Here is a 14,478-nt window from a genome sequence, read left to right as displayed (position 1 = left end):
GAAATGATTTTAAGTTATTACGAATGGAAGGATCTGTTCACTTCATAAAAATGAAAACGCTAATAAAAGGTTGGGGGTAATTATCTTTGAATAAATATGGACGGAAGCTATGGCTTACGGTACTGATTTTCGTGATTGCGATTGGCGGGCTGACGTATTATTGGGCTTCTAAGGGCGAAAACCCAGCAACACTGTCTCAGGAGTCTGCCAAAGAAGCAACGGGTGAAGCGGGAAAGAAAACTCTTCCAACGGCGACAGCAGCTAACACAAGTAGTGGAACCGCATATACGTTGACTGTGGATACGGCGAATCCGGGAGCTAAGATCAGCCCGATGTTGTACGGAGCCTTTTTCGAAGAGATTAATCATGCGGGAGATGGAGGGCTATATGCAGAGCTGATTTCCAATCGTTCCTTTGAGGATAGTTCGGTCACACTGTTCAATTGGTGGATGGATGAAAAAGGAGGGAGTAAAGGGAAGCTTGCTCTGACCAGCACTAAGCTTTTGAACGATGCTCAGACCCAGGCAATGGCTTTAACAGTATCATCAGCTGCCGAGGGTGGTTCGGTATCTGCTGTGAATAATGGTTACTGGGGGATTGCTTTGACGAAGGATGCCAGTTACAAGTTGTCTTTCTATGCGCGGCCAGAGCCAGGGGACAATATGCCACTGCGTATAACGTTAGAGAGCCCAGATGGCAATGAGCTATATGCAGAACAGACCGTTGATAAGTTAAAAGAAGGATGGCATCCATATACATACACACTGACTTCTACAGGTACTGTAGCAAACGCACGAATTGTAATCTCTGCTGCCAATGTAGGGACTGTTTATCTCGATATGGTGTCTTTGTTTCCTGAGACTTGGAACAACAGGGAGAATGGGCTTCGCATCGATTTGGCTGAAAAGGTAGCTGCGATGAAACCCGCATTCGTTCGTTTTCCGGGGGGATGTTTTGTGGAAGGGAAAACGCCAACTGATGCTTATCAATGGAAGAACACCATTGGTCCGATTGAAACGCGTCCCGGTCATAAGGGATATTGGGATTACCGCTCCTCAGATGGGCTGGGCTTTCACGAATATCTGCAATGGGCCGAAGATCTGAAAGCGGAACCATTATATGTAGCTTATATCGGGATTTCACATAACGGAGATCCTATAGCCAAGCAGAATACCGTTCCAGTCAGTGAAATTCAGCCATGGATACAAGATGCGCTGGACGCCATTGAATATGCAAACGGACCGGTTACTAGCAAATGGGGGGCACAAAGAGCCGCCAATGGTCATCCGGAGCCTTTTAATATGAAATATTTAGAGATTGGTAACGAAAACAATTTCCAGATGAGTGAATATATTAAGCGTTATGGCTTGTTTTATAAAGCAATTAAAGAGAAGTATCCAGAGATTCATCTCATTGCCAATGCGGCAGTTGAAGGTGAGCCTATCGAGATGGTTGATGAGCATTACTATGAAACCTCTGAATGGTTCCTCAGCAACTCGAACAGATACGATACTTATGACCGGAGTGGTCCTGAGATTTATGTTGGTGAGTATGCGGTGACCAAGGGTGCGGGAGAAGGCAATCTGAACGCTGCAATCGGCGAGGCCGCTTTTATGATGGGCATGGAACGGAATTCTGATATCGTAAAAATGTCCTCTTATGCCCCGTTGTTTGTGAATACGAAGGATCGTACTTGGAACCCGGACGCTATTGTGTTTGATTCATCGACTAGCTACGGAACACCTTCTTATCATGTGCAGCAGATGTTCGGAAGCAATAAGGGGGATGTGGTTCTTCCAACCTCACTTGTGGCTCTAGGTCAAGAAGAAACCTCCGGTAAGCAATCCATTCAAGGTGGAATTGGTTTGGGGACTTGGGCCACCCAGGTAGAGTACAGCGATGTACGAGTAGCGAAAGGTGATGACGTTCTTTTTGAAGATCATTTCAAGAAGGATTCCGGAGCCTGGACTCTAAACAATGGGGACTGGGAACAATCCAAGGGTACTTTTAAGCAGACTTCTAATGATATTGATATTCGTGCAGTTGCCGGTGAGACTTCATGGAGTGATTATACACTTTCTCTTAAGGCGAAAAAGACTGGCGGAGCAGAAGGCATGCTCATTATGTTCGGCTCTAAAGATGAAGGTAACTTCTATTGGTGGAATCTTGGCGGCTGGGGAAATACGCAGAGCGCGATTGAAAAATCAGTAGGTGGAACAAGAGCAGTCATCGGAAGAACGGTTCCTGTAAGGATTGAGACTGGGAAATTGTACGATATCCGCATTGAATTATCAGGTGCTAATATCCGGCTCTATCTCGACGATGAGCTTATACAAGAGGTGAACGATGAAAGTCCAGCAGGGCCGCTGTTCCAAACTGCGAGCCGTGATCTTGCCACAGGTGAGCTGATCGTTAAAGTCGTTAATGCGGGTGACACTGCTCAGCGCACGGATGTTTCTTTTGCCGGACTTGCCACATCAAGTCTGGAAGGAACAGCTACCGTACTTCAGTCGGACGATTTAAATGCTGAGAATAGCTTCGCTGAACCTGACAAGGTGGCACCTGTAACTCAAAAGGTAAGTGTAGACAAAGGTAGTCTGGAGTTTGAATTCCCGAAATATTCCGTGACCGTGTTGAGACTAAAGGAAGGGGGGAAATAGCCGGTCACGGAGGGAGGTTCACTCCTTCACTATAAACAAGCATTTATTTGTTCAATTTAAGAGGGAGGTTAGGTTATGATTTCGCAAAGAAAAACGAGCAGTTTAGTCGTATGTATGGTAATGGTTTTTGTGCTTATTCTGTCAGCCTGTAGCAGCGCTGGAAGCTCAACGACGAATAAAAATGCAGCTAACAACGGTAAAACGAACACTGAAAAAACTAATAATGCTAGTGAGCCAACCAATGCAACAGCTACTGAGGGCACGGAAGCAGCAGATCCTGCCAACGACCTGCCAAGCAAAGATATTCAAGGTGAGGTTACCGTTTGGGCCTTTAATGAAAAAGTGTTCGAGGAAGTCGGCGCTGCATTTATGGCTGAATATCCTGGAATCAAGCTGAAGACGGTAGTTATGCCCTTTGGCGACCTGCATGACAAGCTGCAAACGACAATCGCCGCAGGTAGTGGAGCGCCGGATGTAGCTGAAGTAGAAATGTACCAGTTGAACCGTTATATGGCGGGCAATGTGCTGGAGAATCTTTTGGAAGAGCCTTATAACGCTGGAAAATATAAAGATCTGGTTGCTCCATATAACTGGGAACGTTGGATGACACCAGACAGCTCACAGCTGCTTGGTATGCCTTGGGATATGACACCGGGGGTTTATTACTACCGTGCAGACATTTTTGAAGAGCTTGGATTGCCAAGTGATCCTGCTGAGCTTGGTGAATACATGCAAGATGAAGAGAATCTCTTGAACCTGGCTCAAATTTTGAAAGCTAACGGTAAATATTTCATGGAGTGGAGCGATGGCCCGATCGTATGGGCAGGAGATGAAGTCGGCTACTTTGATAAGGATATGAACTGGACACGTAATACGGACAAAATGGTGAAAGTTCTTGATATTACAAAACGTGGACAACAGCTGGGCTGGGCACCTCATATCGGTTATGGCTCAGACGAAGGTAAACAGCTAGTTCTGAAAGGTGATTTAGTTGGTGTCGTATCGGGTTCATTTGGAGCGCGCGGACTTCAGGAAACATTCCCTGAGCTTGCCGGAAAATGGAAGGTAACCCGTTTGCCAATAGGAATTAACGTGGGAATGGGCGGCTCAAGCTTTGTTATTCCTTCGCAAAGCAAAAATAAAGAAGCGGCATGGGCTTACATTCAGTGGAGCATGAGAAGTGAAAATGCTTGGAAAATTTGGACAAAACATTCCATTCAGCCGGGTTACAAGGATATTTCCAGTCTTGATTGGTACGCAAACACTAAAAATGAATATCTGGGTGGGCAAGAGGAATTTAAACTATATGAGCAATTAAGCAACGATATTCCAGTCAAACACCTTACACCAGTAGATAACAAGGGCTGGGAAATCTTTATAGCGGCGATCGGTGATGCACTGGCTAAGAACACAGATTCCAAGACGGCTATTCAAAAAATTGGTGATGATGTCTTGAAGCAAGCTTCCAAAGAAATTGCTGCCTTTAAAAAGGCAATGGGAATGCAGCCGTAAGGAAATCTAATAACAGGAGGGGCAGCCTGCAATTGCCAGAGCTGCCCTGCTTGTATTCACTTAAGTCCGAGAGGCCCGTAAAGATGGGAGGAGACCGATGCGTGTTACGCATACTGCGAAAATATAAGATTAGTTTGTTGTTACTGGTACTTTTAGGAGTCTCCCTAATGTGGTGGAATCAATCACGAGGGTTTGATAATTCAGCGATGGAGGGCGTCCCCGTTTATGCGGATGTTGATGAAAGCTCTATTTTAGAAAGCGATAGTGTGAATTCAAAACTCGAAGCCTCTTACTTAAGCTATTACGAGGAAAAACAGCAGGATGGAGCAAAGGACTCATCGGATTTTACGCTTGCTATTCCTTCGGCGGATTATACGGCCATTAGTGCTGAAGGTACAGAGGTAATGACGGATCTTGGTGGAAAACCCGGCAAGGTACTAGCGCTTAAAGCAGAGGATAGCTGGGTGGAATATACATTTACGGTTCCGGCAGATGGGTTGTATCAGATGGGGATGGAGTATTATGCCCTTCCTGGTAAACGATCCTCGATCATTCGAAGCGTAAAGATTGATGGGGAGTATTTATTCTCTCAAGTAAAAAAAATGGAATTCCAGCGGATGTGGAAGGAAAGTGCAGAGCCATGGCTGGACAATCAAGGGAATGAATTTAATCCCAAGCGGGAAGAGGTAACAGGCTGGCAATATCGGGAGTTTCGAGATGCCGAGGCCAGAACTGCGGATCCCTTTCGCTTTTATCTGACCAAAGGGGAGCATACGGTGAAGCTGGAAGCCATCCGGGAGCCGGCCGCACTTAGTGAACTGAGAATATTTTCTCCAGAACCGCTCCCGACTTATGCGGAAGTGAAGCAGGAGTATGAGAATAAGGGTTACAAGCCTGTTCAGAATCAAGTGATCAAAATTCAGGCAGAAGAATCCTCCCTTCGTTCAGATCCAACGCTGAAGCGGATCGAGGACCGGGAGCCACTCACCGAACCTTTTAACAAAGATGCTATTGTGCTTAATAGTTTTGGGGGTGTCGGGTGGCGTACGGGTGGACAATGGGCGGAATGGGATTTCGAGATTCCTGAGTCAGGGCTCTACAATATCGCAATTCGTTACGGCCAGTGGTTCCTAAACGGGATACCGGTGGAACGCCGGATTATGATTGATGGCGAGGTACCGTTCCAAGAGCTGAATGCCTTGAAATTCCCTTACAAAGCGGAATGGCAAGTAAACAAGCTGGGAAATGAGGACGGAGAATACTTCTTTTATCTCGAACAAGGCAAGCATACGTTGCGGATGGAAGTTCAAGTATCGGGTGTAGGCGGAATGATTGAAGCTGTGCTGAACACTACACATAAAATGTCTCTTTTGGGACGTGAAATCACGCAGGTAACGGGAACGAACCCTGATCCAAACGGGGATTGGCAGCTGGAGCAGAACATTCCTAATCTTGTGCCACGTTTACATTTGATGGCGCGGACGTTGGATGATGCCGTGCAGGATATGTATGCTTTTGGCGTTGCTGATGGAAGCTCTGAGCTGAGTACGCTTTATGAAGCACGTGATCGGTTCCTGGAAATGGCGAAGGATACCTCAAGTATTCCAGGTCGTCTTCAGCAATTTACGGATCTGCAGTCATCGCTTGGCTTATGGGTCAACGGATTAATGAAGCAGAGTATTGTAATGGACTATATTGAAGTGAAGTCGGAAGATCAGCCATGGCCTAAAGACGCGGCTCCTTGGTATACCCGTGTAGGGACGATGACGTATGACTTCTTTAGTTCTTTTACAAAGGATTACAGCGGCATAGGAAATACGTACAAAAATGAAAAGGTGCTGGATGTCTGGATCTCTCGTGGACGTGATTGGGCGGAGATCATTAAGCAAATGGTGGATGAGGACTTTACACCAAACACGGGCATCAAGGTGAACGTCAATATTATTCCTACGCTTGCAGCGGATCAGAAGCAGATTCTGTTATTAGCCAATACTGCCGGACTTGCTCCCGATGTGGCACTGGGGGTTGAGGGTGAAGTGCCGATTGACTTCGCGGTGCGGAATTCACTCGTGAATCTGAATGAATTCTCGGATTATCAAGAGGTTGCTGAACGTTTCAGAGCGGGCGCACTGATTCCTTATAAGTATGATAACGGAGACTTCGCATTGCCGGAGAATCAGAACTTCACGATGCTCTTTTACCGGAAAGATATTATGGCACAGCTGGGCATTAGCGAGAAGGATATTCCGAATACGTGGCAAGAGGTTATGGAACTGATTCCTGTGCTGCAACAAAACGGGATGGACTTCTATTATCCACATGCCCCGAACAATCCGAGTCTAGCCATTAATGAGTTTGCGCCGTTCTTATTCCAGTATGGCGGGGATTTCTATAAGAATAATGGGATGTTGTCTGATCTGGATTCACCAGAAGCACTGACAGCTATGAAAATGTGGACGGGACTCTTTACGAACTACAAGCTGCAGAAACAAGCGGATTTCTATAACCGTTTCCGTTCTGGAGAGATGCCAATCGGCGTTGCTGATTATTCCACATACATTCTGTTATCTACTGCCGCACCTGAGTTGACAGGCTGGTGGGGCATGAAACCAATGCCGGGTATTGAACAAGCCGATGGACAGATTAACCGTTCTACAGGCGGGCTTGCACAGACAGGAATTATTTTTAAGGATACGGATATGAAAGAAGAGTCTTGGGAGTTCCTGAAATGGTGGACCAGTGCGGATGCACAGGAGAACTTCGGCTCAGAGCTTGAGTCTTTGCTGGGTGTTGAAGCTCGTTGGAATACAGCCAATGTTGAAGCGCTCAAACGTCTGCCGTGGCAGCAAGATGATATCGACGCCATTATGGAACAGTGGGAGTGGTTTAAAGAGCGCGAAGTGGTGCTTGGAGGATATTACACGACCCGGCATATCGCCAACATCTGGAATGAAATTGTGCTCAACGGTAAATTCCCGCGGGAGGCGATGGAGCAAGGTGTGCGTGAAATCAATAAAGAGCTTAGTAAGAAACGCGAAGAGTTCGGAATTGAAACTTCCCAGACTTCAAGCGCTAAAGAGGAAGGAGGTCAGAAATGAGTAGTGAAACAATTACACCGGCACAGAACGAAGCCGTACAGATGCAGCCGACGAAAACTCCCGGGAAATGGGCTCAGCTTTGGTTGGATATCAAGAAAAATAAAGTTTCCTATTATTTCTTGGCCCCTTTCCTGATTCTGTTCACCGTTTTTACTATTGTTCCTATTATCATGTCCGTCGTTCTAAGCTTCAGCTATTACAACATTATTGAGACACCGAGATTCATTGGCTTCTCTAACTATAAGCTGTTGTTTGTAGACGACGATATCTTTCTTAAAGCTGTTGGGATTACGCTGAAATTTGCTATTATTACAGGTCCGATAGGTTATATTATGGCCTTCTTGCTGGCCTGGCTGATTAGCCAGATTCCGCAGAAGTTCCGCTTTTTCTATACCCTATGCTACTATGTGCCATCGATTACAAGTGCAGTAGCAATGTCCGTGGTTTGGTTGTATTTGTTCGCCGGCGACCGCAAGGGGTTGCTCAATCACTGGCTCATTCAGCTGGGGATTATCAATGAACCTTATTTATTTCTACAAAATGTAGATTCGATCGTACCGGTGATCATCATAGTTTCCTTATGGATGAGTATGGGGGTAGGTTTCCTTGCTTTTCTGGCCGGACTTCAAAATGTACCGACAGATTTATATGAAGCTGGCTCAATTGATGGGGTCAAGTACCGCTGGCAGGAGCTTTGGTACATTACAATTCCATGCGTCAAACCGCAGCTATTATTCGGTGCGGTGATGCAGGTGGTCGGTTCGCTTACCGTATTTGACGTCAGTATGCGGCTTGTTGGATTTCCGAGTCCCCTTTATGCAGGCCATACGATTATGGCGCATCTGTTCGACTACGCATTTATCCGCTTTGAGATGGGATATGCGTCAGCGATTGCTGTATTACTGTTCGCTTTGATGCTTGGGCTCAACCGTCTCATCTTCAAAGTGCTGGGGAGGGATTAGGATGCACAAAATAAATTTAAGGCGTATTGACTATGGCGGCATCTTTTTATATCTGTTCTTAACGGTGTTTGGCCTAATTATGCTGCTGCCACTTGTCTATATGGCAGTGACTGCTTTAAAACCAACAAGCGAACTATTCCTGTTCCCACCGCGGTTTTTCGTAGTGAATCCGACGTTGGTGAACTTTCGTGATTTGCTGTTAATTACCGGAACTTCGGCGGTGCCGTTCTCACGGTTTATTTTCAATAGCGTGGTCGTTACATCGGGGATTGTGGTCGGGGGTGTCTTAATTTCAGCAATGGCGGCTTATCCGCTTGCCAAGCACAATATGCCATTTAAAAGCGCTATCTTTAGTATGATTGTGGCGGCGCTGATGTTTTCACCCCTAGTATTGCAAATACCGCAATATCTGCTGATTAGCCGCAGCGGATTAATGAATTCGTATTTTGCAATGATCTTACCTTATCTGGCTGCACCGATGGGAATGTTTCTTATGACCCAGTTCCTGCGGCAGCTTCCAGACGCTTTATTAGAGGCGGCCCGCATAGACGGGGCTTCAGAATGGAAGGTATTCTGGGTGGTTGTGATGCCAATGCTTAAGCCGGCGATTTCGACTTTTGCTTTATTTAGCTTCATTTCTGCTTGGAATGATCCGTATCCTTCAATGGTCTATACGACTGTTCAGGAAATGAAGACATTGCCGCTTGCCATCCAAACCATCAGTGGTGGAGCCGGAGTCGTTGCTAGGGTAGGCACTTTGGCAGCAGCAAGCTTCTTGATGATTCTCCCGACTATTCTTGTCTTTATATTAACGCAGCGGATGGTGCTTCAGACAATGGCCCATTCGGGGCTGAAGGAATAGGGGGAGTCATGATGATAGGACGTAATATGAAAAAAATGCTGCTAACAGGGCTACTGGTGACGCTGACACTGCCAGTGCTGCTGCTTCCAGGGCAGGCGCTAGCTGGCGAAGCCCCGTATGAGGGGTATACATGGAATCAGTCCGGCAATGAGGTCCGCTCGATTAATGGTTATCTCTACGATTCTTCTATCGATCCAACAGGAACAGATACGGGGTCCTTCAAAAATCCGGAATCTCTCTTTATTAGTGATGACGATTCACTCTACGTAGTAGACACGGGCAATAGCCGTATTGTTCATATGGATAAGGACGGTCGTCTGCTAAATCTGATCGGTGATGCGGAGGGCAGCGGCAAGCTGCAGGAGCCGAAGGGTGTATTCGTGAAAGAGGATGGAACGGTATATGTAGCAGATACAAAAAACGCGCGTATTGCTATTTTTGATAAAAATGGCAAGTTCGTAAAAGAGTTTCTAAAACCGGATAGCCCATTACTGGGTGCTAATTTCTCTTATTCTCCTTCTAAATTAGTTGTAGATAAGCGTGATTATATGTATGTGGTGAGCGATGGTAACGCGCAGGGGTTGCTGCAAATTGACTCGGGCGGTAAGTTCAAGGGGTTCTATGGAGCGAACCATGTAGGCTTCTCCTGGACACGACTCTTAATTAAGCTGGTGGCCACCAAAGAGCAGCAGAACCAGCTGGCGACCGTTAAACCTTCTGAGTTCTCCAACGTGGATCTGGATGAAGAAGGATTTATCTACAGCACGACCCTGGGCGAAGAGTATAACCAGATCAAACGGTTATCTCCGGTAGGCGTAGATACGCTGAACATTGGTAAACGCTGGTACGGCGATTATTACTCCGAGGGTCCATTCAGTATGGCTTCCTTTATGGGGATCAGTATTGATAAGAACGGATTTATAACCGCGCTGGATTTGCAGTCCAGTAAAGTCTTCCAATATGACAAGCTGGGGAATTTGTTATTCAGCTTCGGCGGGATCGGGGATCAGAATGGACTCTTCGTGACTCCTTCCGCCGTAGATCAAACCGCTGATGGTCTCATCTATGTAGTGGATAAAGGACGGGGCAGAATCGATCGCTTCCGGACCACGCCGTTTGCGGATTTGGTTCATCAGGCATCTTTGCTATATGTAGATGGCAGCTATGACGAAGCGCAATCCTTATGGCAAGAGGTGCTGCGATTAAACGCCAATTATGATATGGCTTATCAGGCTATCGGCAAAGCGCTTTATAAAGCAGAGCAATATAAGGAATCTATGAGCTATTTCAAGCTTTCAAATTCCAAAGCTGACTATTCATCCGCTTTCCGCGAATATCGTAAATTGTATATCCGGGAGCACTTTACTTATTTCTTCGCCGGCGGAATTGGACTGTTCTTAGTACTGTTCTGGAGTGCGCCGAGATTATACCGGAGATTCCATACCTGGCTGTATAGAGGAAACAAGGCAGTATTGGACCCGGCAAAGGGGGAGATTGGATGAACACTTTGCGAATGATTCATCAGGTTGTAGTTCATCCTTATCAGTTCTATAACGATATTCAGGGAAAGCAGCGTATCCGCTGGATACAGGGGATTGCCATCGTTCTACTGACCTTTGTGGCACGAATGATCTCGATTCTAATTACAGGGTATGCTTTTCAAACTAGAGAGCCGCATGAAATCTCTATGTTTCATGAGTTTATTTGGCTTATCGTTCCTTGGTTGACCTGGTGTATCTCGAACTGGGGTGTCAGTACGATTATGGATGGTGAGGGGAAATTTAAAGAGATTTTTGTGGGCAGTGCCTTTGCGCTTGTTCCATACATGCTCTTTATCATCCCAGTCACACTGCTAACGTTGGTCCTTTCGCTGGATGAGGCTTCAACCTTCAATCTGCTGCACAAGTTTGTGATTCTTTGGGTGGCTTGGTTGATTTTAATGAAGGTGAAGATCCTGCATGATTTTGAGATTCGCAAGGTTATTTTTATCACCATAATCAGTGTAATAGGGATCGCCATTATCTGGTTTGTAGGCATTTTGCTATTTGGTATTTCCAATCAATTTGTTTCATTTATTGTCGATCTGCTCAAAGAATTGAGATTGCGCGCGTAAGGAGGGAAAGGTAACACGATGAGAAAAAAAGTTAAAGTGCGGGGCATTCTCTGTATTGTTGTGATGATGCTGTTCGCAGTGATAAATGTTCAACCCCTACACAGTTCCGCCGATCCGTCCACCGCTACGCAGTCTGTTCAGACTGAAGAAAGCAAAGAGGTTGGGCAAGAGCAAACATCGGTGGTGACTGAACCAGCTGAAGGGCAGGCCACTGCTGTGCAAGAAAAGGAGACCACGGCTCCGGCAGAAGAGCAGGCTCCAACAGCTGTAGCAGCACTTGTTCAGAAGGTTGAGCTGCAGCCGGTCACGCCTGGAACAAAAGCACTGGAGAACGAACGCTATATTTTATATGTAGATGAGAAATCGGGAAATCTTCGCATCACAGATAAAATCACAAACAAGGAGTGGCTTGGATCTCCACAGCTGGAGCGAACAGCCATGCCAAATATTAAGAAATATACGACCGCGCCGATTTATGCCAGATACACACAGGGGGCTGACATTACACAGGTCTACCCACTTAAAGATGAAGACTCCACGGTTACCGTAACGATTGAGCAAGATGTCGTCCGCGCGGAGTTTGCTTTTATTAGCCTGAAGCTTTCTTTTGCTCTGGAGTACAGACTGACTGCTAATGGATTTGAGGCTTCCATTCCACAGGAGTATTTGAAGGAAGAGGGGAATGCGAAATTCACGAGTCTGGAGGTGCTGCCATTTTTTCATGCGGCTAGAGAAGATGCAGAGGGGGCAATGATGCTTCCAGATGGTTCAGGGGCATTGCTGGAGTTTCGGAAAGATCATCCCGCTTATTTGAAAGGTTATTCTGAATACATTTACGGCGGGGACGAAACCTTCGTGAAACAAAATCATGAAATTACGGATAACTCTTGGCAAAAGGCGGCACCTCTTAAAAAAGCTATCGCCTTGCCAGTGTTTGGGATCTATCAGGGAGACACAGGATATTTAGCAATTGTTACTAAGGGAGATACCGACGCTAAAATCAACGGTGTTCCATCAGGCATTCGCGCTATTTCGCTTTATAGAGCATCAAGTGAATTTACCCTGCGCAAGGATGATGTTATTTTTGTCGGCAATTCCGGCCAAATTCCTTATTATCAGGGTGAGATGATCAAAACCGATCGTAACGTACGTTATGTTCTGCTCCAAGGTGAGGAAGCCAACTACGTTGGGATGGCGAAGGAATACCGTAATTACTTAATGGAGGAGAAAAAGGTCAAGGAAGTAGTTCTTGAGAACACGCCATTGTATCTTCAAGTGCTCGGCGGGATTTCACGTGATGAAGTCATCGGTTCAACTTTTATAGAAGCAGCTACGTTTAAACAAATCAAGGACATGATTGATCAATATCAGGCAGAGGGTGTTACTCAGCTAGAGATTACCATCGAGGGATGGTCCAAAAATGGTTTATACGGAAACCAGCCAGAACAATTCCCTGTTGAGAAGAAGCTGGGAGGCAATAAGGGACTAAAAGAGCTTCAGGAATATGCCGCAGGCAAGGGCGTAAATCTTTATTTGAAAGCTAACTACGTGAAACCTTACCAAGATAGCAACGGCGTGAAGGCAAGCAGAGATGCTGTGCGCGGTATTAATCGTGAAGTCTTGAAGCAGTACGTCTATTATCTCTCCACCCGGTGGAATACGGATGACTATTTTTATTTAATGAAACCTAGTGTTATCGCAAAACGCAGTAATGCTGAGTTAAGCAAGTTTCAGGATCTGGGTGTGAAGGGTGTGCAGTTTGAACACTTTGGAAGCTTGCTATACTCCGATGAGGATAATAAATCCAATACGGACCGCCAGCTTACAGAAGATACTTATGTTAATGCATTGGATAACTTCCGTAAGGGTGAGCTTAACACGGCAGTAGATTATGGTTTTGCCTATACATTAGGACATGTGAACCGGATTGATCAGGTGCCGCTCGACTCCAGTCAATTTGTCTATACAGATCGGGCGATTCCTTTTTATCAACTAGTGTTACACGGCTTAGTGCCTTATACAGCAAGCCCGGTTAATCTGTACGATGATTCCCGTAACCAAACCTTACGGGCGCTGGAATATGGAGCCCTTCCAAGTTATGAATTAACCTATGCTCCGACTAGCGATCTTCAGAGAACCATGGCAGACCGGCTGTTCAGCTCTAGTCTTGAGAACTGGCTGGCACCTTCTGTGCAGAATTATCTCACATTGAAAGAGGTCTATGACAGCATTAGCAACCAGCAAATGACGAATCATGAGCAGCTGCAAAGTAAGGTCTTTCGGACGACTTATGCAAACGGTGTGAGCATTATAGTCAACTATAATGAGCAGTCCGTTGACGTGTCTGGTCAGACCGTCGAGGCATTCAGCTATGCGGTAACAGGAGGATGATGAAGTGAAAAAATCAAAGCTATCGATGCGAGCGCGTTATTTCGTTGAAGGATATTCCTTCATCGGCCTGTGGCTGGTCGGATTTCTGGTGTTTATGGCTGTTCCGCTGGGCCGTTCCTTGTATTATTCCTTTCAGGATCTCCAAGTGAGCAAAGGCGGCTTACTGGCCACTTTTGTTGGGATGGAGCATTATCGCGCCGCTTTTACTACAGATGTTAATTTCTTGCCTCTGCTTAAATCGACGATGGTGTCGACGGTGACTCAGGTTCCGTTAATTCTTATCTTTTCGCTCTTTTGTGCGATTCTGCTAAATCGCGGACTCGTAGGAAAAACCTTTTTCCGTGGCGTATTCTTTTTGCCGGTCATCATTGCTTCAGGGGCGATCCTGGGCAAATTGATGGATCAGGGTGCCGCAAATTTACCGATTTTTTATAACCAGGATTTATATGATAAGCTCCATAACTTTATCCCCGGCGACATTTTGAAGTCGTTGCTGAAATATGCAGAATCTTTAACGCTGGTGATGTGGGATTCTGGCGTGCAAATTCTGATTTTTCTAGCGGGGTTACAGACGATTTCTGTTTCACTGTATGAAGCGGCCAAATGTGATGGAGCAACCGCGTGGGAGAGCTTTTGGAAAATCACCTTCCCGATGATTATGCCGATGATGCTCGTAAACACATTGTTTAGTATCGTCAGCTCATTCACGAAGGCAGATAATCAAATCATGAGTCATATTTTGAATGTCGTCTTTAAGAATAATGATTTTGGATATGGCTCAGCGATGGGCTGGATTTATTTTGTGTTTATTTTCTTGGTTCTGGGTTTGGTCTTCCTGTTATTCAGCAAGTCGCTCGGTGCCACCGAAGGGAGGAAGTAG

The 14,478-nt window shown here is 45.9% G+C and carries 9 protein-coding genes; all 9 read left to right on the top strand.

What is annotated here, in order from left to right; genetic code table 11:
* Positions 1 to 86: 86 nt before the first annotated feature.
* The 9 genes from MHB37_RS26085 to MHB37_RS26045 all read left to right on the top strand — a co-directional run bounded on the left by MHB37_RS26085 (position 87) and on the right by MHB37_RS26045 (position 14,478).
* Positions 87 to 2,660 carry an alpha-L-arabinofuranosidase C-terminal domain-containing protein gene (locus tag MHB37_RS26085; RefSeq protein WP_081394068.1) on the top strand — a complete coding sequence of 858 codons (2,574 nt, stop codon included), beginning with the start codon at positions 87 to 89 and terminating at the stop codon, positions 2,658 to 2,660.
* Positions 2,661 to 2,735: 75 nt separating this feature from the next.
* Positions 2,736 to 4,172, top strand: coding sequence for an ABC transporter substrate-binding protein (locus tag MHB37_RS26080; RefSeq protein WP_076277619.1), 1,437 nt, complete (start codon positions 2,736 to 2,738; stop codon positions 4,170 to 4,172).
* A gap of 167 nt (positions 4,173 to 4,339) precedes the next feature.
* Entirely contained in the window at positions 4,340 to 7,270 is a 2,931-nt protein-coding gene (locus tag MHB37_RS26075) for an extracellular solute-binding protein (protein ID WP_339244741.1), read from the top strand.
* Complete coding sequence (locus MHB37_RS26070; RefSeq protein ID WP_405168682.1) at positions 7,267 to 8,232, top strand: carbohydrate ABC transporter permease; 966 nt, start codon at positions 7,267 to 7,269, stop codon at positions 8,230 to 8,232. The genes MHB37_RS26075 and MHB37_RS26070 overlap by 4 nt, the downstream gene beginning before the upstream one ends.
* A gap of 1 nt (position 8,233) precedes the next feature.
* Positions 8,234 to 9,094: a carbohydrate ABC transporter permease gene (locus MHB37_RS26065; protein WP_036679629.1), complete on the top strand. Its 861-nt coding sequence runs from the start codon at positions 8,234 to 8,236 to the stop codon at positions 9,092 to 9,094.
* Between the two features lie 8 nt (positions 9,095 to 9,102).
* Positions 9,103 to 10,596, top strand: a complete 1,494-nt coding sequence (locus tag MHB37_RS26060) for a hypothetical protein (RefSeq protein ID WP_405168681.1) — start codon at positions 9,103 to 9,105, stop codon at positions 10,594 to 10,596.
* Complete coding sequence (locus tag MHB37_RS26055) at positions 10,593 to 11,207, top strand: YIP1 family protein (RefSeq protein ID WP_076277616.1); 615 nt, start codon at positions 10,593 to 10,595, stop codon at positions 11,205 to 11,207. The genes MHB37_RS26060 and MHB37_RS26055 overlap by 4 nt, the downstream gene beginning before the upstream one ends.
* An 18-nt stretch (positions 11,208 to 11,225) precedes the next feature.
* On the top strand, positions 11,226 to 13,598 hold the full coding sequence (locus tag MHB37_RS26050; protein ID WP_405168680.1) for a DUF5696 domain-containing protein: 2,373 nt from the start codon (positions 11,226 to 11,228) through the stop codon (positions 13,596 to 13,598).
* Positions 13,599 to 13,602: 4 nt separating this feature from the next.
* Positions 13,603 to 14,478: a carbohydrate ABC transporter permease gene (locus MHB37_RS26045; protein WP_081382489.1), complete on the top strand. Its 876-nt coding sequence runs from the start codon at positions 13,603 to 13,605 to the stop codon at positions 14,476 to 14,478.

Origin of the sequence: Paenibacillus sp. FSL H3-0286, from assembly GCF_045040705.1 — a bacterium.
In the GTDB taxonomy this organism is placed as follows: Bacteria; Bacillota; Bacilli; order Paenibacillales; family Paenibacillaceae; genus Paenibacillus_AQ; species Paenibacillus_AQ odorifer.
The sequence above is the reverse complement of the archived record's forward strand: the minus strand, read 5'-3'. Positions and strand labels throughout refer to the sequence as shown.

Bases quoted from the DNA above. Each gene is read 5' to 3' on its own strand.
- MHB37_RS26080 (WP_076277619.1), top strand. From the start codon at position 2,736: ATGATTTCGCAAAGAAAAACGAGCAGTTTAGTCGTATGTATGGTAATG.
- MHB37_RS26075 (WP_339244741.1), top strand. From the start codon at position 4,340: ATGTGGTGGAATCAATCACGAGGGTTTGATAATTCAGCGATGGAGGGC.
- MHB37_RS26070 (WP_405168682.1), top strand. From the start codon at position 7,267: ATGAGTAGTGAAACAATTACACCGGCACAGAACGAAGCCGTACAGATG.
- MHB37_RS26065 (WP_036679629.1), top strand. From the start codon at position 8,234: ATGCACAAAATAAATTTAAGGCGTATTGACTATGGCGGCATCTTTTTA.
- MHB37_RS26060 (WP_405168681.1), top strand. From the start codon at position 9,103: ATGATGATAGGACGTAATATGAAAAAAATGCTGCTAACAGGGCTACTG.
- MHB37_RS26055 (WP_076277616.1), top strand. From the start codon at position 10,593: ATGAACACTTTGCGAATGATTCATCAGGTTGTAGTTCATCCTTATCAG.
- MHB37_RS26050 (WP_405168680.1), top strand. From the start codon at position 11,226: ATGAGAAAAAAAGTTAAAGTGCGGGGCATTCTCTGTATTGTTGTGATG.